General features: G+C 52.6%; 22 protein-coding genes and 2 tRNA genes. 9 read left to right on the top strand and 15 right to left on the bottom strand.

Features of this window, described 5'->3' with window-relative positions; genetic code table 11:
- Positions 1–192 (top strand): hypothetical protein (locus V0288_RS16395; protein WP_332866212.1); only part of this gene is annotated, 192 nt, incomplete at its 5' end.
- Complete coding sequence (locus tag V0288_RS16390) at positions 150–941, top strand: radical SAM protein (RefSeq protein WP_332866211.1); 792 nt, start codon at positions 150–152, stop codon at positions 939–941. The genes V0288_RS16395 and V0288_RS16390, both read left to right, overlap by 43 nt.
- Positions 942–1,025: 84 nt before the next feature.
- On the opposite strand, the gene V0288_RS16385 is transcribed toward V0288_RS16390, so the two are convergent.
- Positions 1,026–2,213: a SpoIID/LytB domain-containing protein gene (locus tag V0288_RS16385; protein ID WP_332866213.1), complete on the bottom strand. Its 1,188-nt coding sequence runs from the start codon at positions 2,211–2,213 to the stop codon at positions 1,026–1,028.
- 245 nt (positions 2,214–2,458) lie between these two features.
- On the bottom strand, positions 2,459–2,860 hold the full coding sequence (locus V0288_RS16380) for a universal stress protein (RefSeq protein ID WP_422661998.1): 402 nt from the start codon (positions 2,858–2,860) through the stop codon (positions 2,459–2,461).
- Between the two features lie 151 nt (positions 2,861–3,011).
- Here V0288_RS16380 and V0288_RS16375 point away from each other — a divergent pair, with 151 nt between their 5' ends.
- Entirely contained in the window at positions 3,012–4,604 is a 1,593-nt protein-coding gene (locus V0288_RS16375) for an ArnT family glycosyltransferase (RefSeq protein WP_332866209.1), read from the top strand.
- Between the two features lie 91 nt (positions 4,605–4,695).
- On the opposite strand, the gene V0288_RS16370 is transcribed toward V0288_RS16375, so the two are convergent.
- The 5 genes from V0288_RS16370 to uvrA form a co-directional block, all read right to left on the bottom strand.
- Positions 4,696–5,862, bottom strand: coding sequence for a zinc-dependent alcohol dehydrogenase (locus V0288_RS16370; protein ID WP_332866208.1), 1,167 nt, complete (start codon positions 5,860–5,862; stop codon positions 4,696–4,698).
- Positions 5,863–5,864: 2 nt separating this feature from the next.
- Positions 5,865–6,221, bottom strand: a complete 357-nt coding sequence (locus V0288_RS16365; protein ID WP_332866207.1) for a hypothetical protein — start codon at positions 6,219–6,221, stop codon at positions 5,865–5,867.
- A 25-nt stretch (positions 6,222–6,246) separates the two neighbouring features.
- The gene (locus tag V0288_RS16360) at positions 6,247–6,948 is read right to left on the bottom strand and encodes an SRPBCC family protein (protein ID WP_332866206.1); all 702 of its coding nucleotides are present in this window, start codon (positions 6,946–6,948) and stop codon (positions 6,247–6,249) included.
- A 403-nt stretch (positions 6,949–7,351) separates the two neighbouring features.
- A complete protein-coding gene (locus V0288_RS16355) occupies positions 7,352–7,507 on the bottom strand; it encodes a hypothetical protein (RefSeq protein ID WP_332866205.1) in 156 nt (51 codons plus the stop codon).
- Positions 7,467–10,331: an excinuclease ABC subunit UvrA gene (gene uvrA / locus V0288_RS16350; protein WP_332866204.1), complete on the bottom strand. Its 2,865-nt coding sequence runs from the start codon at positions 10,329–10,331 to the stop codon at positions 7,467–7,469. The genes V0288_RS16355 and uvrA overlap by 41 nt, the downstream gene beginning before the upstream one ends.
- Positions 10,332–10,440: 109 nt before the next feature.
- Between uvrA and V0288_RS16345 the strand changes: the two genes are divergently transcribed.
- Entirely contained in the window at positions 10,441–11,031 is a 591-nt protein-coding gene (locus tag V0288_RS16345) for a Uma2 family endonuclease (RefSeq protein WP_332866203.1), read from the top strand.
- Positions 11,032–11,121: 90 nt separating this feature from the next.
- Here V0288_RS16345 and V0288_RS16340 read toward each other — a convergent pair whose 3' ends face one another.
- A complete protein-coding gene (locus tag V0288_RS16340; RefSeq protein ID WP_332866202.1) occupies positions 11,122–11,889 on the bottom strand; it encodes an RNA polymerase sigma factor SigF in 768 nt (255 codons plus the stop codon).
- Here V0288_RS16340 and V0288_RS16335 point away from each other — a divergent pair.
- From V0288_RS16335 to V0288_RS16320, 4 genes are all read left to right on the top strand, one after another.
- The gene (locus V0288_RS16335) at positions 11,888–12,139 is read left to right on the top strand and encodes a hypothetical protein (protein ID WP_332866201.1); all 252 of its coding nucleotides are present in this window, start codon (positions 11,888–11,890) and stop codon (positions 12,137–12,139) included. The two genes, V0288_RS16340 and V0288_RS16335, sit on opposite strands and share 2 nt — an antisense overlap.
- Before the next feature lie 215 nt (positions 12,140–12,354).
- Positions 12,355–13,083, top strand: coding sequence for a Bax inhibitor-1/YccA family protein (locus V0288_RS16330; RefSeq protein ID WP_332866199.1), 729 nt, complete (start codon positions 12,355–12,357; stop codon positions 13,081–13,083).
- 91 nt (positions 13,084–13,174) lie between these two features.
- On the top strand, positions 13,175–13,345 hold the full coding sequence (locus tag V0288_RS16325; protein WP_332866198.1) for a hypothetical protein: 171 nt from the start codon (positions 13,175–13,177) through the stop codon (positions 13,343–13,345).
- 148 nt (positions 13,346–13,493) lie between these two features.
- Positions 13,494–14,501: a Gfo/Idh/MocA family protein gene (locus tag V0288_RS16320; RefSeq protein WP_332866197.1), complete on the top strand. Its 1,008-nt coding sequence runs from the start codon at positions 13,494–13,496 to the stop codon at positions 14,499–14,501.
- Here V0288_RS16320 and V0288_RS16315 read toward each other — a convergent pair.
- Complete coding sequence (locus tag V0288_RS16315) at positions 14,488–14,940, bottom strand: helix-turn-helix domain-containing protein (RefSeq protein ID WP_332866196.1); 453 nt, start codon at positions 14,938–14,940, stop codon at positions 14,488–14,490. The genes V0288_RS16320 and V0288_RS16315 overlap by 14 nt on opposite strands.
- A gap of 76 nt (positions 14,941–15,016) precedes the next feature.
- On the opposite strand from V0288_RS16315, the gene V0288_RS16310 reads away from it, so the two are divergent.
- Complete coding sequence (locus tag V0288_RS16310) at positions 15,017–15,844, top strand: tyrosine-type recombinase/integrase (RefSeq protein ID WP_332866195.1); 828 nt, start codon at positions 15,017–15,019, stop codon at positions 15,842–15,844.
- A gap of 371 nt (positions 15,845–16,215) precedes the next feature.
- Here V0288_RS16310 and V0288_RS25155 read toward each other — a convergent pair whose 3' ends face one another.
- The 6 genes from V0288_RS25155 to V0288_RS16285 form a co-directional block, all read right to left on the bottom strand.
- Positions 16,216–16,398, bottom strand: coding sequence for a carbohydrate porin (locus tag V0288_RS25155; RefSeq protein ID WP_422661997.1), 183 nt, complete (start codon positions 16,396–16,398; stop codon positions 16,216–16,218).
- On the bottom strand, positions 16,388–16,564 hold the full coding sequence (locus tag V0288_RS25150; RefSeq protein WP_422661996.1) for a hypothetical protein: 177 nt from the start codon (positions 16,562–16,564) through the stop codon (positions 16,388–16,390). Before V0288_RS25150 ends, V0288_RS25155 begins: the two co-directional genes overlap by 11 nt.
- Before the next feature lie 513 nt (positions 16,565–17,077).
- Entirely contained in the window at positions 17,078–17,512 is a 435-nt protein-coding gene (locus V0288_RS16300) for an EVE domain-containing protein (RefSeq protein ID WP_332866194.1), read from the bottom strand.
- A 76-nt stretch (positions 17,513–17,588) separates the two neighbouring features.
- Positions 17,589–17,660, bottom strand: a tRNA-Thr gene (locus V0288_RS16295).
- 8 nt (positions 17,661–17,668) lie between these two features.
- Positions 17,669–17,753 (bottom strand) — tRNA-Tyr (locus tag V0288_RS16290).
- Between the two features lie 105 nt (positions 17,754–17,858).
- Entirely contained in the window at positions 17,859–17,999 is a 141-nt protein-coding gene (locus V0288_RS16285; protein ID WP_332866193.1) for a hypothetical protein, read from the bottom strand.
- Between the last annotated feature and the right edge of the window lie 52 nt (positions 18,000–18,051).

Genomic DNA, 18,051 nt, shown 5'->3' with positions numbered 1-18,051 from the left:
CAGGAGTCAGGAGTCAGGAGTCAGGAGTCAGGAGTCAGGAGTCAGGAGTCAGGAGCTAGGCAAACCCTAGTATTGCTTAGAAACTCTTGGCTCCTGATAAGGGTTCCCGCTCTAGAATGGAAGGGGAAAGAGAATTCTAGAGGGGAAACATGGGAGAGACGGTTCGGTTTACCTCGGTATACGGCCCGGTGACATCGTGGCGCTACGGTCGATCGCTCGGAATCGACCCCATCGGTAGTACCTCCACCTGTTCCTTTAACTGCGTCTATTGCCAGTTGGGATCGATCGAGCGTTTACAGCTAAACCGACAGATTTTCATCCCCACGTCCCGAGTTCTCGAAGATTTACGGGAATTCGACGGGAACGAGATCGACTGCATCACCCTCAGCGGTAGCGGGGAACCGACTCTCGCGCTCAATCTCGGCGAGATATTACAAGATGTTAAAAATTTGATGCGAAAGCCCCTAATCGTGCTAACAAATGGAACGTTATTGCACGACCCCGAAGTTCGTCGGGAGTTATCTCTAGCCGATAAAGTCGCGGTGAAACTGGACGCGCCCGACTCGGAACGACTGCGACGGGTGAACCGGCCGGCGGGAGCGATCGATCTAGAGAACATCCTACAGGGAATCGAGGCATTCCGGAAAGATTATCGGGGGGAACTGGCGATCCAGACGATGCTTCTGACCGATTGGGACGAAAACGCCCGAAAAGAATATATAAATCTCTTAAAACGCCTACAACCGAGCGAGATTCAACTCAACACCCCCACCCGTCCCAAACCCGTCCAACGACAACTCGACGGACGCGGCAACCATAGCCCGGAAGAAACGCGCCCCTACGCGGTACAGAAACTTAAATGCGTCAGTCGGGAAGTTTTACAGTCGCTAGGAGCGGAAATCGAGCGTTTATCCTCCCTAAGGGTTCGATACGCGCCCTGATGGGGTGGGGAGATGGGGGAGATGATAGGGAGAATATATATTGTAATTTTCTCCTGACTCCTGACTCCTGCCTCCTGCCTCCGCTTATTGTTGCAGGACTAAACGCGCGACGCTCACGCCGGGGTAATAATTGCCGAGGATTCGCTGGTGATCGTAGCCTTGGTTGGCGAGTTGATAGGCGCCGGTTTGACTCATGCCGCGGCCCCCGTGCGCCCATTGAACGATCTCGTCGGTGGCGGCGTAGAGGGATTCTACCACTCCTCCCTTGTAGCTGAGGATCTGTCCGGCGGTCGCGTTGACCGCGTTGTGGGTGGATTGGTACTCGCTTTGAATGCCTTTGTATACCTGCCAGCGTTGGGTGTTGCCGAGGTTGAACCAGGGACTGGCGGGACGGATCATATGGACGAGGGCGTAGGAACGCGCGGCGATCGCTTGGGCTTTCAACGCTTCCGCGGGCGCGGTCGAGTGCATTTCACTGCCCACCACGCTATAGAGATATTCCTCTAAATTGACGTGATTGACGACTAAAAGACTACTGCCCCGCGAGACGAGCAGGACTTTACCGCGATACCAGCGATCGTCCACGTACACGAGACCGTCTCTCGTGGTCGGTTGTACGAAAATCACTTCCGGTAGGCTGGAATCGCCCATTTTTAGACCCGATCCGTCCGGGGAAACCCATAACCCCTCGCCGGGAGCGATGGTTTTCAAGCCCCGTCCGTTTCGATCGGTGACGATCGCCGGACTCGATACGCCGATCACGACGCTATTCACGTCCTGTTCGATCGCCACGCGGATCTCTAGCGGGGGAGGGGTATAGTTCGCGGGAACGACGAGGTGCTGTCTCGCGTGCTGTTTGACCGGGGGTCTCCTAGCGATCGAGCGATGGGAGTGGGCTTTTTTCGCGATTGTAGGGGCTTTCGCGGGTTCCTTAGCGTTTTTCGCTACATCCGGGACTTTCGCGGGCGGTTTGGCGGTTTTTACCTCGGGTTTCTTCTCTACCGCCGGAAGGGGTTTCTTGTCGGGGGAAGGCTGGATAAGCGGCGATTCTAGCGGTTTCGGGGCGATCGGGGACGGGGGGAGAAGCGATCGATCGGCCACCGGCGCGATCGGGGGGGGAGAAGGAATCACCGAACGGGTCGGCGCGGTCTCGGGTTTCGAGGAAGCGAGATAAACGACGCAAAGAGGAATAAAAGTGGCGACGGAGAACAGGGGAACCGCCCATTCGCGGAGATGGCGAGAGAATTTGACCGGGGGAATTTTGACCTTCATCACACCGCTAGTTAATCGTCTTACCTACTCTATCATTCCCAAGATTCTAAAATTTTTTAGCGGGGAAATCGGCTAAGGCGGAAACAGGGGGTAGGGAATCGGGAAGACAGCGTTGATATTCCGTTATAAAACCGATTTATTCTCCCGTATCTTGCTTCTGGGTGGGTTAAACTTCTTCTAGGTGGGTTACGCTTCGCCAAACCACCCTACGGTTTACGGTTTACGGTCTTTTGTCCCCCGTGTCTTTATCCCCTGACCACGAAAACCGAACAGGGCGCTTCGGCCACGACCTGGGCGCTCACCGATCCCTCGATGACTCGTTTGACCCCTTTTAGTCCCCTAGTCCCGATCGCTATTAGATCGGCTTGATGGATATTCGCGAGACGGATAATTTCCTCCGCGGGATCTCCGGTGAGTATTTCGATCTCACTGGAGACGCGAACGCGAGATTGATACGTTTTCAGTTGTTCCTCGACGATCTCGCGGGAATCGTGAGGACGTTCTAGAGTGGCTTCACCGTCGTTTTCCGAGAGGACGCGCGCGAGGATCGCTTTCGCGTTCGCGGGTAACGAGAGGGAATCTAGCGCGGACAGGACTCGATCGGATGTGTCCGTGCAATCTAGGGCGACGATAATCGTTTTGAACACTTGCACTACTCCTCGACGGGGATTTCTAGATTCATTCTCGCCCATCGATCGGGAAACGGATAGAATTCTCGCGTCGGGGCGAGGTGATATAGTAGCCAATGATTCGGTTTACCGCTTATCTCTGCCTTTCGCGAGAGACGAGGTAGAAATTTTGAGAAAAATACTTAGCGATCGCTTTGCCATCTCGATTTTAGCTTTCGGGCTGTTGTTTCGGGTGATTGTCGCCCTCTGGCTTTATCCCGGTTACGATGAAGCCTATTACTACACCTACACCCACCATCTCGATTGGAGTTTTTTCGATCATCCGATCATGGTCGCGCTCTCGACCGGGTTGGGAACTTGGCTGACGGGGCAGGTGAATCAATTCACGATTCGCTGGGGAACGTTGATTTTTCACACGGCCAGCCTGATTTTGTTATATCTCACGGCACTACGGCTATTTTCTCTACCTATCGCCCGTATGTCTCTGGTACTGGCGACCCTGATCCCGGTTTACTCGATCGTTTTCGGTATCCTCACCCTACCGGATAGCCCGCTAATCTTTTTCTGGTCGCTGACGGTGTATCTCGCTTCGGTAGAATTTTTCCCCGCGGGTGAACGGCCGTACCGTCCTACCTATCGGGTCGCGTTGCTGGGAATCGCGGTCGGATTGACGGTTTTAAGTAAATATCACGGTTTTCTCTTGGGAATCGGTTTAGTTTTGTTCTGTCTGACAACTCCCCGGTACTGGCGGGTTTTTCGATCGCCGTGGTTACTTCTCGCGATTATCGGCTTTATCGTGACTTTATTCCCGATCCTATACTGGAATAACCAACACGATTGGATTTCCTTTCGCTTTCATCTCGGTTCTCGATTTTCCAGGGAACGATCGACGTTTAGCCTGTTCCGGGTTTTTCTGGTGTTCGCGATCAGCGTTGCAACGATGTGTCCGACGTTTGGGATACCGATGTGGTGGGTGACTTTACAAACGTTCGGCCGGCAGATTCCCGCGTTTTTCTCCCGGAAAACTTTCTTCCACCGCGACGATCGATCTTTGAAACAGTGGTTGATTCTCTGCGTTTCCCTGCCGTTAATCCTCGGGTTTACCTATATCGGCGCTTACCATCATCTCGCCCCCAGTTGGATTTTGCCCGGTTTCTGGTCTTGCACGATCTTACTGGGCGATCGAGCGGTGGAATGGCAAAAATACTCGAAAAAAGGCGTGAAACGGTGGATCGTCGGCTCGGGGATAGCGATCGTTACCCTGCTCGCGTTAACCCTTCTCCATCTCAATCTCGGCACTTTCCAAAAACCGAGTCAATACTCGCTCTTCGGTGGTTTAGTACCGCCCGAACAAGATCCGTCGAGAGAAGTGGTTGATATAGCCCAATTGCGACAGGGATTCGCCGATTCTCCCGAATTACTATCCCTCTTAAAAAATACCGGTTTTGTTTTCACCCACAGTTATTATCTCGCGGGTTGGTTGGATATGGCGCTGTATCCTCTCGTTCCCGTCCCGATCGCCCCTTTTACCGGGGACACGCGGGGTTTTCAGATCTGGACCGATCCGCGCGATTGGATCGGCAAAGATGGTTTGTTAATCACGACGAATGTTTTCGCGGAACGACCGGCGGAGATCGATCGATACCGTCCCTATTTCCGAAAAATCGAGAAAGTCGGCGCGATTCCCATTAAGCGCGGTGGGGTGGCGATCGAGCAGTTCCACATCTATCGGGCGACAGATTTATTGCGACCGTTTCCGTAAAAAACGATTTCGAGTGTTATTTAGAGAATATTTACGAAAAATCGGGCGGGAATACCCCGCCCCTACCCGTATTTCCCTTTCCGCTTCCTATCTAGGGTTTAAGAACTACTTTGATACAGTTTTCCCGTTTGTGTTTGAAGATCTCGTAGCCGTGGGGGGCTTCGGTTAACGGGAGACGATGGGTGATCACGAAGGTGGGATCGATATCGCCGTTTAGAATCCGTTGGAGGAGGGGTTTCAGGTAGCGGTGAACGTGGGTCTGACCGGATTTGATGGTTAGGGCTTTATTCACCACCGCGCCGATCGGGACGTTATCGATAAATCCCCCGTAGACACCGGGAACCGAAACCGTTCCCCCCTTGCGACACGCGACGATCGCCTGACGCAGTACCATCGGTCGATCGGTTTCGATGCGGAAAGTTTGCTTGATCCCGTCGAAAATCGCCAGCGCGTCGGTTCCGTGGGCTTCCATCCCCACCGCGTCGATACAGGCATCCGGGCCGCGTCCCCCGGTCATTTCCTTGAGGGCTTCCCCGGAATCCATCTCCTCGTAGTTAATAATCTCCGCGCCGGCCTCGCGGGCCATCTGTAACCGTTCGGGAAAGCGATCGATGGCGATCACCCGTTCCGCGCCCAGCATGAACGCGCTTCGGATGGCGAATTGACCGACCGGGCCGCATCCCCAAACGGCGATCGTGTCCCCCGGCTGGATATTACAGTTTTCCGCGGCCATGTAGCCGGTCGGGAAAATATCGGTGAGGAAAAGTACCTGTTCGTCGGTCAATCCCTCGGGAATTTCCAGTAATCCGACATCCGCGTGAGGAACGCGGGCGTACTCGGCCTGACCTCCCGCGTAGCCCCCCATCATGTGCGAGTATCCGAAGAGACCGCTAGGGGAGTGGCCGTACATCTTTTCCAGCATCCACGCGTTCGGGTTGGTGTTATCGCACAGGGACCAGAGATCGCGCTGACAGAAGAAACAGTTTCCGCAGGCGATGGTGAAGGGAACGACCACGCGCGATCCCACTTTCACCCGTTTCACTTCCGATCCGACCTCGACCACTTCCCCCATGAACTCGTGGCCGAGGATGTCCCCGGATTGCATGGTGGGAATATAGCCATCGTACAGGTGCAGGTCGGAACCGCAGATCGCCGTGGAGGTGATCCGGATAATCGCGTCGCGGGGATTGAGAATTTTCGGGTCGGGAACGTTATCGACCCGGACATCGTTGGACCCGTGCCAGCAAACCGCTTTCATGCTTATTTCTCTCCATTATTGTAGAGTTCGGGATGGGTGGCGTTCTCGATCGGCGCGTTTCCTTTGATCTGCTCGAAGAATTTTTTGGTGCTATCGGGAATCGGTTCATCGAGGTTCAGTCTCTCGACGATCGTTTTGGTGACGGATTCCGGTTTTTCATCGACATTCGGCAAGTCCGCGGGGGCTTTCCGTACCTCGCGATTCATGCGGCCACCGTAGATCGGATAATCGGGAGTATCGGCCGCGAACGCGGGAATACTGTTGCCGATCGCCAATCCGAGCATTAAGGCGAGTTCCACTAAAATCAGTACAAAGAAACGGAAAACGATTTTCCGCGCGATATCGATCGATCTTTTCATATCTTTTTTACTCCTGACTCCTGCATTAAGAACAACGCGGTTGTCCCTCGGTGGTGGCGATCTCCCCGGCTTCCATTAACTGTTTGAAACGGCGTAAATCGTCGCCGATCTGCTGTTCCGGCGATTCTCCGAAGAGTTTGGCGATCGTGTTGGCGATCGCTCCTCCCGCGGGAGAGTATTCGAGGACGAGCTTGACTTCCGTACCCCGATCGCCGGTGGCCGGTTGAAAGCGGATAAAGCCGGAATTGTCGATCTGCGAGCCTTCTACCGATGCCCAGGCGATGAGATGATTGGTTTCATCCTTGAGAATTTCCGCCTCCCATTCGACATCCTGTAACGGCGCGGTCGCGACCCAGCGCGAGCGTCGGTCATTCAAGACGGTGATGGATTTGATATGTTTGAGAAAAGTCGGTAATCTCTCGAAATCGCGCCAGAAAGTATAGAGTTCCGCGGGAGTGCGATCGATCGTCACCGTTTTTTCCACCTTAATGGTGTTGGCCGCGCCGATCGCTTCTTTCGCCCGCTCGATCGTGCTTTGATGGGTGAGGCCCTGATACAGTAATCCCCCCCCGGCGATCGCGGTTAACGCGCCGCGGAGAGAACCCTGTCTCAGTCCCGTTAAGACGAGCGCGCCGCCACCGATCAGCGATGCCCAACGCTCGATTTCTGCCGGTTCGTTTCCCTCCCGTCGCGGGGAAATACCGGAGCGATCGGTCACTTGTTCCATGATTTCTACCCTCTAGAAAGGCCGGGTTCTCTGAAAAACGCGGTTATTATTCGCGCGTTTCCCGTCTCGTTCACTGTACGCGAAAGAACGGTTTTCTCGCGCCTTCCTAGAGAAAGATCGGTCGATCGCTCCCGAAATCTTGAGAGAGAAAATTACCGGGAGTTATCCGGTATAAGATGGATTTTTATAGAGTCAAAAGGCAAGAGGCAAGAGGCAAGAGAGTTAGCGAGATATGTAATTAATTTCGCTTAGATACTTACAGCCTTTCTCGTAAAGGTGAAGTACAGACAAACCCTTGCTACTAAAGGATTCTAGCTCCCAAAACGCACCTCATTTATCTGAGAAAGGCTGTAACGAGGTTATCTACAGTTTTTTCATTTGGATAAGATAAGTTGTCGTGCGTTTAAACTACCGATTCGATTTTCGCGGATTCCTCCTGCCTCCTGCCTCCTGCCTCCTGCCTCCTGACTCCTGACTCCTGACTCCTGACTCCTGACTCCTGCCTCCTGCCTCCCGCCTCAATCCGATTTCGGCGGGTACTGTTCCAAGGCTTTCGCAAGATAGCGTCCGGTGTACGATCGCTCCGATTTCGCCACCGTTTCCGGGCTTCCGGCCGCGATTAATTCCCCTCCTTTATCGCCGCCTTCCGGCCCGAGATCGATAATCCAATCGCTACAGCGGATCACGTCGAGATTATGCTCGATCACGACGATCGAGTTGCCTTTATCGACTAATCTCTGTAACACGTCTAACAGGTGATGCACGTCGTAAAAAGATAATCCCGTCGTCGGTTCATCGATGAGATAGAGGGTTTTTCCCGTGGCGCGTCGGGATAGTTCCGAGGCGAGTTTTACCCTCTGCGCTTCCCCCCCGGATAAGGTCGGCGCGCTCTGGCCGAGTTTGCAGTAGCCTAAGCCCACATCGACGAGGGTTTGTAGACGACTGGCGGCCCTGGGGATATTCTCGAACGCGCTCAAGGCTTCCTCGATCGTCATATCGAGAACATCGGCGATCGAGTAGCCTTTATACTTGACCTGTAGGGTTTCCCGGTTGTAGCGCGCTCCCTTGCACACCTCGCACTGCACGTAGACATCGGGGAGGAAATTCATCTCGATCACGTTCACTCCCTGTCCCGCGCAAGCCTCGCACCGTCCCCCTTTGACGTTAAAAGAGAATTGTCCGGCTTTATATCCCCGCGCTTTGGCCTCGATCGTTTCGGTGAAAACCTCGCGGATAATATCGAAAACACCGGTATAGGTCGCGGGGTTCGATCGGGGGGTGCGACCGATGGGCGATTGATCGATGACGATCACTTTATCGATCGCCTCTAATCCCTCGATTTTATCTAACTTTTTCGGAAAGGGAACTTGACGGCTTAAATGATGTTGTAGGGCGGGATATAACAACTCGTTAATTAAGGTCGATTTTCCCGATCCCGATACCCCCGTGATCGAGACCAATTTACCGAGCGGGATGGTGATATCGAGATTTCTCAGGTTATTTTCATGGCAATTTCTCAGCACCAGAGAAGACCCGTTCCCCCCGCGTCGTCGGTTAGGGGTCTCGATCGCCCTCCGTCCGGAAAGATATGCCCCCGTGAGCGATTCTTTCGTTTTCAAGAGGGTTTTTAAATCGCCCGTACAGACAATTTCACCGCCGTGAATGCCCGCTTTCGGCCCGATATCGACCAGATAATCCGCGGCGCGGATCGTGTCCTCGTCGTGTTCGACCACGATTAAAGTATTTCCGAGATCCCGTAATTTGTGCAGGGTTTCTAACAATCTTCCGTTATCCCGTTGATGGAGTCCGATGCTCGGTTCATCGAGAACGTAGAGAACTCCCGTCAATCCGGAACCGATCTGTGTCGCCAGTCGGATACGTTGAGATTCGCCCCCGGATAAGGTCATCGCCGCTCGATCGAGCGTCAGATAATCCAGCCCCACATCGAGTAAAAACCGCAATCTCGATCGGATCTCCCGTAGAGCTAATTCACCGATTAACGCCTGTCGGGGAGTGAGATCGAAACGGTCGATTTTCTCCAGACAATCGCGGATCGGCGCGCCCGTGAGATCGGTGATCGAAAAACGTCCCAAACGTACCGCTATCGCTTCGGGCTTCAATCGTTTCCCCTGACAGACCTCGCAGGTTTGGTTAATAATATATTTCTCTAATTTCTGTTTAATAATATCCGAGGTCGTTTCCTGATAGTTCCGATCGAGAATATTGAGAACTCCCGCGAACTTCCGGTGGTATCCCTTGCCGCTACCGTACCGGGAATCGTCATCGAAATAGATAGGTTCTTCACTACCGTGGAGAATAATATCCTGTTGTGGTTCGGTTAATTTATACCACGGGGTCTGGATCTCGAAACCGAAAGCCTGTCCCAATCCGTAGAGAATCGATAAATAATAAGAATTATCTTTATCCGACCAGGGAGCGATCGCCGAGTACACCGGTTGCTTGGGATCGGGGATAACTAATTCCGCGGAGAATTTCCGTAAACTGCCCAACCCGTGACAGTTCGGACAGGCTCCGTAGGGCGAATTAAAGGAGAATAAACGGGGGGATAATTCTTCCATAACCGCCCCGTGTTCGGGACAGGCGAACTTTTCGGAGAAGACGATCTCTTTCACTTTGCCATCGTTCTCGATCGCTTCATCGCCCAGGATCTCGACGATCGCGATGCCGTCGGAATGTTTTAAACAGGTGGTGAGGGAATCGACTAACCGTTCTTCTAATCCTTCTTTTTTAATGAGTCGATCGATGACGATCTCGATGTCGTGACTGTATTTTTTATCTAACTCGAATCCTTCCGAGAGTTCCTTCACCTCGCCATCGACCCGCACCCTCGCGAATCCCTGCGAGGCCAGTCCGGAGAGTAATTGTTTATGAGTGCCTTTTTTGCCGCGAATAACGGGGGAAAGAAGCTGGAAACGGGTTCGATCGCTCAGTTCCATGACTCGATCGACCATCTGATCGATCGTCTGCGGGGCGATATTGCGATCGCAGTGCGGACAGTGGGGTTCCCCGGCACGTCCGAAGAGTAAACGCAAGTAATCGTAAATTTCTGTTACCGTTCCCACGGTCGAGCGCGGATTGTGGGAAGTGGATTTCTGATCGATCGAGATCGCCGGACTCAACCCCTCGATCGCGTCCACGTCCGGCTTATCGAGTTGTCCGAGAAACTGCCGCGCGTAAGCACTCAACGACTCCACGTACCGGCGCTGTCCCTCCGCGAAAATCGTATCGAACGCGAGCGAGGATTTCCCCGAACCCGATACCCCCGTGAACACGATCAGTCGATCGCGCGGTAACTCCAGGTCCACGTTCTTGAGGTTGTGTTGTCGCGCGCCACGGATACGGATGGAGTCGGATTGAGACATCTTGACGGGGTGAAATAGTCCTTAACAATCATAACGCGCTCGTTGTGGGCGATCGGGGGAGATGAACGAGAGGATAGGATATAGATATTGCTCGGCGTGGAGTCAAAATATGTCTACTCTGGAGAAACTGGCGATCGAGTCCCCGGACAAAAAGATATGGACGGATGAAGAATTCATGGCGTTACCCGATGACGGGCATCGTTACGAGGTGGTTAATGGAGAGTTAGTAGATATGGGAAATTCGGGTGCGAAACACGGTTATATCGCGATTATTTTAAGTTCCGCTTTATTCTCGGTGGTTACGGCACGAAAATTAGGAATTTTGTGTGACTCTAGTACCGCGTTTAAGATGAAAAATGGAAATAAGCGCTCTCCCGATATTTCTTTTTTCTCTAAAGAACGCTTACAGGGAATGCAAGATGTTCCGACTGGCTATTTAGAAGGCGCGCCCGATTTGGTAGTTGAAATCCTATCACCGGGTAATACCGTAGAAGAAATCGATGATAAACTCCAAGACTATTTCGAGAACGGAACTCGCCTAGCGTGGATAATTAACCCGACTCAGAATTATATATTGGTCTATCGTTCCGCGATCGAACCCGATCGATTACTAAAATCGGTAGATACTCTCGATGGCGAGGATGTCGTCCCCGGCTTCACCTTTCCCGTCGCCGATCTGTTTCAGCAACTCTCGTTTTAAGAAGCGAACTACCAACAAAAAAAGACACGATCGAGATCGTGCCTCGCGATGCGAAAGGAAGTGTCCGGACAACTTGATGCTCGATCGATCTCACGCGACCGAGGGTTCTAACAACTCGCTTAACTGTTCTATACCTTTCTGGAGATGACGGGTAACGGTCATGGGGCTGATGCCGATTTCCTTCGCCGCTTCTTTGCGGGGGAGATCGCGGAGGAAAACACACTCGATCGCCGCTTTCGTTTTATCCTCTAGCTGGCTCATCGCTCTTTGCAGTTGCAGGCGTTCTTCCTCCCATTTTCTCTGCATCTGGCAACGGGGATCGGGAAGGGTCTCGCCGAAACTGATCACGCCATCGTTCACCTGACTGACGTTCGCGTCCAGACTGACCATCAGACGATTTTGCAGGGCTAACTGACACTCGTGCCATTCCTGTAATGAAATTCCCAGCGCCTTGGCGATTTCCGGTTCCTTGGGAGGGCGACCGAGGGAAACGGTTAACTGTTTGCGGAGTTTTTTGCCTCGGGTGTAAAGTTCCTGCCAGCGTCGGGGAATGCGGAGGACGCTTCCTTTATCGCGTAGGTAGTGAAGCATCTCGCCGCGGATGTAGGGAATGGCGAAGGAACTGAAGGCGCATCCCTGATGGGGGTCGAACCGCTCGATCGCTCGAATCAAACCGATATAGCCGATCTGTTCGAGATCTTCGTAGGGTTCCGAACATTGATTACTGATACGGTGGGCGACCTGACGCACTAGGCCCGCGTTGATCTCTACTAACCGATTGCGGAGAGAAAGGGAACGATCGCGCGAGTACGCGATCAGGAGTTCCATACTACGGATGCCGAGAGATTGATTGGTCATGAGTTCTACCGGAGATTCGAGCGACGATCATCAAGTTCCTGTATCAGTCTCTATTGTCAACATCCGGGAATTTCCTTACTACGATCGATCTACGGAAATCGTCACGCTCTCTAGCCTTTTTTTCCGTGATCTTACGGAGGTACGCGTCCCGATCGACCCGGTTGTCGTCTCGCTCTCGCTCGATCGCCACGGCGGGATCACGCGGGACGATACTGGGAAAACCTTTACGGGGCGAGCGGTCGCGCTGTAGTGTCCGGGATCGGGTCGGTACGTTCCCCCGGAAGAGTCCCCCGGATAACCCCGCCCCGCACCCGCCCCATTTTTTTCGATACGATAAAGGAAGGATTAACCTCGATTAAAGAAATAACCCCTACCGTCCCCCGGAAAATCGGTATTCTTGACTAGCGAATCCGGGGCGATCCACGCTAAAAAGGTTAATCAGTGACGTTTAGAAACTTCCATACCATGAGTAATACCAGTAACTTCCGTCAAGCTTTACGCGAGGCCCGCGGCCAATCGCTAATCGGTCCGAAGGTCATCGCCAACGCCCTCCCCTATCTCGGAGGGGGACTGGTGCTAACCGCGGTGGGAACCTACGGCGGATTGGGCGTTCTCCAATCCAATCCGGGGTTTTTCATGCCCTCTTTCATCGTCGCTATCATCGCCGAGATCGCTCTTTTCTTTGTCGCCCGTAATGTCGCGGAAAAAGGGAATAACGGCACCGCGCTCCCTCTTCTCGCCCTGTACGGTCTTCTGTCCGGCTATACCCTCAGTGGAATCGTCTATGTAGCATTAGGGACTTCGGGAGTGGGATTACAGGGAATCGGTATCGCCGCTCTCGGTTGCGGGATCGCGTTCGTTCTCGGTAGAAATATTGGCTCGAACCTATCCGATAAAGACGGGTTAGCCCTCACCCAGACGGTATATATCGGTATCTTCGCCCTGTTACTCGTCATGGTCGCGCAGTTGGTACTGAGCTTTTTCGGTGTGATCGCCCCGACCTGGCTAGAGATCGCGATTTCCGGGGCCGGTGTTTTCCTCTTCGCGGGATGTTCCGTGGTGGATTTCTACATCCTTCCCCGTACCTACCGCGACGATCAGTACCTAGCCGCCGCGCTATCGATGTATCTAACCTACATCAATCTATTTGTCTTTATCCTGCGTCTGTTGATCGCCCTGAACGGTCGGGATTAATTTCCCCTCGGGAGTTAACGGGGCGCCGTCCGATGGTTAACTCCCGTGAGATAATGTAAAGAAATGTAAATCGCCGATAAGATCATCCATCATGACAGAACCACAACCGACCCGCGCGCCCAAATTAGAAGATCCTAAATTCGGCTTTAACGACTACGCCGAACGCTTAAACGGCAGAGCGGCGATGATAGGCTTCGTTATTACCCTATTAATCGAGTACCTGACCGGAAAAGGCTTATTATCCTGGTTAGGTCTACAGTAAACAAGAAAGATTCGCCGTATTTTTCGGTAAGGTGAATCGACAGAAATAACGCCCGATCGACTGGAAAGCGATCGGGCGTTTCGCGTTCGATCGCCCCCGGCCCGATCGCCCTACAATGTGAACTACATTCGCTTATCTCGCGTTAACCATGCAGACAGGAATCGCCGTTTTAGGGGTCGGACGTTGGGGGGTTCATTTCGCGCGTCATTTTTCCTCCCATCCCGCGGCGCGATTGGTGGCGGTCGTTGACCCCTCGCGTGAAAAACTCGATTCCTGTCGCGATAAATTCGGACTGGACGATCGCTCGATCGAATTTACCACCGATTGGAATTCCCTCCGCGATCGCCCCGATATCGACGCGGTGGTCATCGTCACCCCCGCGATCACCCATTATTCCCTAATTACCGAAGCGCTCGATCGGGGCTACCACGTCCTCGCGGAAAAACCCCTCACCCTCGATCCCCGCGAGTGCGAGGAACTGACCCGACAGGCCCGCGAGAGAGGCCGTATCCTCTTCGTCGATCATACCTATCTCTTTCACGAGGCGGTTCGCGAGGGGCGAAACGTCCTACAATCCGGTTCGATCGGACAACCCCGTTACGGCTACGCGACTCGTTCCCATCTAGGGCCGGTGCGTCAGGATGTCTCCGCGTTGTGGGATCTAGCCATTCACGATATCGCGATTTTCAATCACTGGCTCGATAGTCGTCCCGTCCGCGTACAGGCGCGGGGAATCACTTGGTTACAACCGAATATCGCCGATCTCGTCCAGGCGACGTTGATTTACCCCGATGGCTTTGAAGCTTACATTCACCTGTGCTGGTTGAATCCGGATAAACAGAGACGTTTAGCGATCGCCGGAACTACCGGAACTTTAATTTTCGATGAATTATCCCCGGAAGCGCCGTTAACACTACAGAAAGGCACTTTCGATCGCCAGGGCGATTATTTTCTCCCCATCGACCAAAAAACGGAAATTATCCCCGTGACCAAGGGGGAACCGTTACGGGAGGTGTGCGATCGATTCCTCCACTCGATCGCCACGAATACGGAATTTCCCCCCGCGAACGGCACGACCGCGACGGAACTGGTGAAAGTCCTCCACGCGCTCGATCGATCCCTCGCGCTACAGGGAGAGACCATCACCGTAGAGTAGCCAACCCCTTACCGCAGTAGGGACAGAACGCGTACCGCCAATCGGCGATCGTCTGTCCGCAGTCGCACCGATCCCGCAGTCCCCCCCCGCACAGAAAACAGTATTTCGATCGGAGATCCAGCCATTGCGTCTCCGGTCGCGTTCCCACCTGCCAACACTTGGGACAGATTTTCAGCGTCCGCGGGATGGGTAAAGCTTCCGCGTTCTCGCGGAAAGCGTTTAGGTATTCCTCCGGGATCTTCAGCGCGTACACCAACCCCTGACGGGTTTTTTTGCTAAGTTTGCTCGATTTTCCCGCCTCGATTTTTAACAGCGTTTGTTTGTGGAGTCCCCCCGCGCTCGCGACTTCCTCTTGCGTCAGGTTCATCGCCTTGCGAACCCGGCGCAGGTAATTTCCGAGGCTTTCTTCCGGTCGGGGAGCCTTGTCTAGATCGGGCATATCCATATTTATATTTTAAAATACATTTTTATACTTTATACTTAAAGTATACATACGGTAAAACTATGATATAAAAATGCCTCTAACACTAGCGCAAGTAGCGGTTAATTTTTTAGACTTATACCAGCATAAACAAGCTACCCAGCGATCCTATCTATCGGTGCTGAGTCCCCTGCTCGATCGATACGGCAGTCAAGCGATCGACGAGATCACCGGCGATGACCTGGAAACCTACCTAAAATCCTTAGATTCCCTCGCTAAAAGCACCTACAAGCGACATAGGACGATTATTAACTCCCTATTCAACTACGCTTTCCAAGAGAGCTATATTCTCTATAATCCGCTCGCCCGTCTTCCCGCTCCCGACGTTCCCGCGTCGGAGATCGCCTACCTTTCTCCCGATCGACTCGATCGCCTCTACACCCTCCTCGAACAACAACAGACCCCCGAAGGCGATCGCCTACACGCGATCGTCCGTCTTCTCCACCGCACCGGCGCGAAGGTGTCCGAAGTTCTCTCGTTGAACCTAGAGGATATAAACCTCGATAACTGCCATATTCAACTGACAGGATATCGAAATCGGGTTCGATCGCTCGTTTATAGTGCCGATGTCAGCCCGATTCTGGAGCGATACCTCGATCGATACCGCCATCGCGACCATAGCGCCCTCTTCAACTCGATCCATCGCGCCACGGGAGAGGTCATCCGTTTACCCTACGCGGTTCTCTATCGCGATTGGCAAAAGTTAGTCGCTCTCGATCCCGACCTGAAATCCTGCCGTATCAACGATCTCCGTCACACCTTCGCCGTCGAGCGCGTCGGGATCATCTCGATCGAACAGCTACAGGCACTCCTGGGACACGAGGACATAAAAATGACTTTGCGTTACAAAAAGTATATATAAACTTGCTATAATTATAAATTATTGTATTTTATAGTAAATTTTATTTAACTCGATATAAGTTATAAATTATAACAAGTAAATTTATAACCATTTTAAAAATTTAAAAGTATTTTTAATACTCTTATAAACAAGAAAATGTATTATCCGTGTAATTCGAGATATTCTAAGGTCCGAAACGGTCGGGGGCTCTCTCCCGATCGGCTGACAGATCTTTTTTCGTAGGTCGCTTTGAACGAAGTGAAACCCAACAATTCCCAATAATTAAGAGGTTCGCGTCGGGTTTCGTTACCTCGACCCGACCTACTAATTCACGCGGATCGCGAGAGTTTTTCCCCTCGATCGCTCCCGTAAAGCTCCGAATTTAGAACCGGTTAAAAATTAAAACCCGTCCGTAGATAGCCGACCCGCTGCGTTTGATTGAGAGAATTATTTTCGGGATTAATAACTACCCAAAATCCCGGAATCACCGCGATCCAGTCATTAATTTGTAAGCGATAGAAAGCCTCGATATGATAGGCGGTATCCGCGTCCTCGCGAACACTACTACTCGCCACCTTCGGAGGAATCCCGAAAACGAGACCGGGTAGACAACCTTCCCCACGCGCCATTATTCCCGTACCAGGCTAATTGAGCCAGCGCGTGATAGGTTCCATTAAATAACCCGTTTCCCACTTCCGAGTTGTTGTTATTTCCCGCCACGTAGCCGACGGAGAATTGCACATTATCGACGATTTTCCAAGTCAGACCGCCGCCACCACCACCGCGACAGTAGACCGGATTATATTCCCCGAATTTAGAGACAATTCCCAGGCTTTCATCGGCGATCGTGGGAGGGGTTATCGTATCGACTAAATCGGCCCGATTCCCTGTCTGTAATGATTCGATCGATGAGTTGCCGAATTGAATTCGCCCGATTTCGGGGAAATTCCTCTTATCGCGATCCTAGCGGGAATCGATCGGGCTTCCCGTGAATTTTGATTGCTCGCGGGCCGGGTTCGGGGACATTCCCCCTCTCGATCGCGCGGAAAATGCCCCTAGAAGACACGAGAGAGGTGAGAACGGGAATACATTCAAGGAGCGAATCAAAAGGCTTATACGGGCAAAACACGCTGGATGCCGGACGGGGATAGGATGCCCGAAAGGTACGAAACGGGAAAACTCGATCGCTCAAGAGAACGAATCGCTCACCGAAGCAACGCCTAAGTTCTAGCCGGTCGTGGCGGGGCGAGGTGGTCAAACATCGATACCGTCGAGCAGGCTGATGGCTCGATTCCACTGTTCATCGCTAACCCGAAAATTGCTGTTGTGGGGGCGGCGGATAACTTCCAATTCATGAAGGATCGGATCGAAAACTAGGACTGATTTAAGCAGGGGAGTATCGAGTAGCTTTTGTTGGAATCTCACGGGGGCCCAGAACCTAGCTTTAGCCCGTACAGGCATTGTCCAGATATCGATATCGGGAGGTTCATCTCTAAACCGGGGTGCCTCTAAAACTTCCGCGAGGGCGTAAATCCCGGCTCGCTTACCCGCAATCCAGATCATTACCCGATCGCCCGGAGCGATCTCTTTGCTGTAGCGAGTGACGAGCCAGTAAATTTCCTCTAGCCTTTCGATGGCTTCTAGAATTTGGCTGTACTTGGGGTTAGCTTGAAAGAGCCAATATACCACGATCGACTGTATGGGTATTAACGGTGAAAGCTCTAGGCAAAGTGCGGTGATTACATCTTTGCCAGACTAACAACTAAGCCCGTGATGAGGATTGAACTCATGACCTCACCCTTACCAAGGGTGTGCTCTACCACTGAGCTACACGGGCGATTATCGTGGTGGGCCGGGCCGGATTCGAACCAGCGTAGGCGTAGCCAACGGATTTACAGTCCGCCCCCATTAACCACTCGGGCACCGACCCATCTATGTCACGATTAATCATCTTAGCACACCTGCCCCGAAAGTCAAACTTTTTTTTCGAGTTTTTTTTCGAGCGAGTGAGGAGGGGGGAAAGTGTTCTGTTCGGTTAATTCATTACATAGGCGACTTTCATCGCCCAAAGGATCAGCCCGGCGATCGCTCCGAGAACGAGAATGGCGGAGGTAGCGACGACAACCGGTTTGTCGGCTCCCTCGAACTTCATGATGCCGCGATTTAAATCTGACATAGCCGTGAACTCCCTGTCATGAGATGAATCGGAAAATATGAGACACTGAACT

It is taken from the genome of Pannus brasiliensis CCIBt3594 (genome assembly GCF_036688125.1).
GTDB classification, from domain to species: domain Bacteria; phylum Cyanobacteriota; class Cyanobacteriia; order Cyanobacteriales; family Microcystaceae; genus Pannus; species Pannus brasiliensis.
This window is presented reverse-complemented; position numbering and strand designations above follow the sequence as displayed.

Bases quoted from the DNA above. Each gene is read 5' to 3' on its own strand.
- V0288_RS16390 (WP_332866211.1), top strand. From the start codon at position 150: ATGGGAGAGACGGTTCGGTTTACCTCGGTATACGGCCCGGTGACATCG.
- V0288_RS16385 (WP_332866213.1), bottom strand. From the start codon at position 2,213: ATGAAGGTCAAAATTCCCCCGGTCAAATTCTCTCGCCATCTCCGCGAA.
- V0288_RS16370 (WP_332866208.1), bottom strand. From the start codon at position 5,862: ATGAAAGCGGTTTGCTGGCACGGGTCCAACGATGTCCGGGTCGATAAC.
- V0288_RS16365 (WP_332866207.1), bottom strand. From the start codon at position 6,221: ATGAAAAGATCGATCGATATCGCGCGGAAAATCGTTTTCCGTTTCTTT.
- V0288_RS16360 (WP_332866206.1), bottom strand. From the start codon at position 6,948: ATGGAACAAGTGACCGATCGCTCCGGTATTTCCCCGCGACGGGAGGGA.
- uvrA (WP_332866204.1), bottom strand. From the start codon at position 10,331: ATGTCTCAATCCGACTCCATCCGTATCCGTGGCGCGCGACAACACAAC.
- V0288_RS16345 (WP_332866203.1), top strand. From the start codon at position 10,441: ATGTCTACTCTGGAGAAACTGGCGATCGAGTCCCCGGACAAAAAGATA.
- V0288_RS16335 (WP_332866201.1), top strand. From the start codon at position 11,888: ATGAGTTCTACCGGAGATTCGAGCGACGATCATCAAGTTCCTGTATCA.
- V0288_RS16340 (WP_332866202.1), bottom strand. From the start codon at position 11,889: ATGACCAATCAATCTCTCGGCATCCGTAGTATGGAACTCCTGATCGCG.
- V0288_RS16330 (WP_332866199.1), top strand. From the start codon at position 12,355: ATGAGTAATACCAGTAACTTCCGTCAAGCTTTACGCGAGGCCCGCGGC.
- V0288_RS16325 (WP_332866198.1), top strand. From the start codon at position 13,175: ATGACAGAACCACAACCGACCCGCGCGCCCAAATTAGAAGATCCTAAA.
- V0288_RS16320 (WP_332866197.1), top strand. From the start codon at position 13,494: ATGCAGACAGGAATCGCCGTTTTAGGGGTCGGACGTTGGGGGGTTCAT.
- V0288_RS16315 (WP_332866196.1), bottom strand. From the start codon at position 14,940: ATGCCCGATCTAGACAAGGCTCCCCGACCGGAAGAAAGCCTCGGAAAT.
- V0288_RS16310 (WP_332866195.1), top strand. From the start codon at position 15,017: ATGCCTCTAACACTAGCGCAAGTAGCGGTTAATTTTTTAGACTTATAC.
- V0288_RS16285 (WP_332866193.1), bottom strand. From the start codon at position 17,999: ATGTCAGATTTAAATCGCGGCATCATGAAGTTCGAGGGAGCCGACAAA.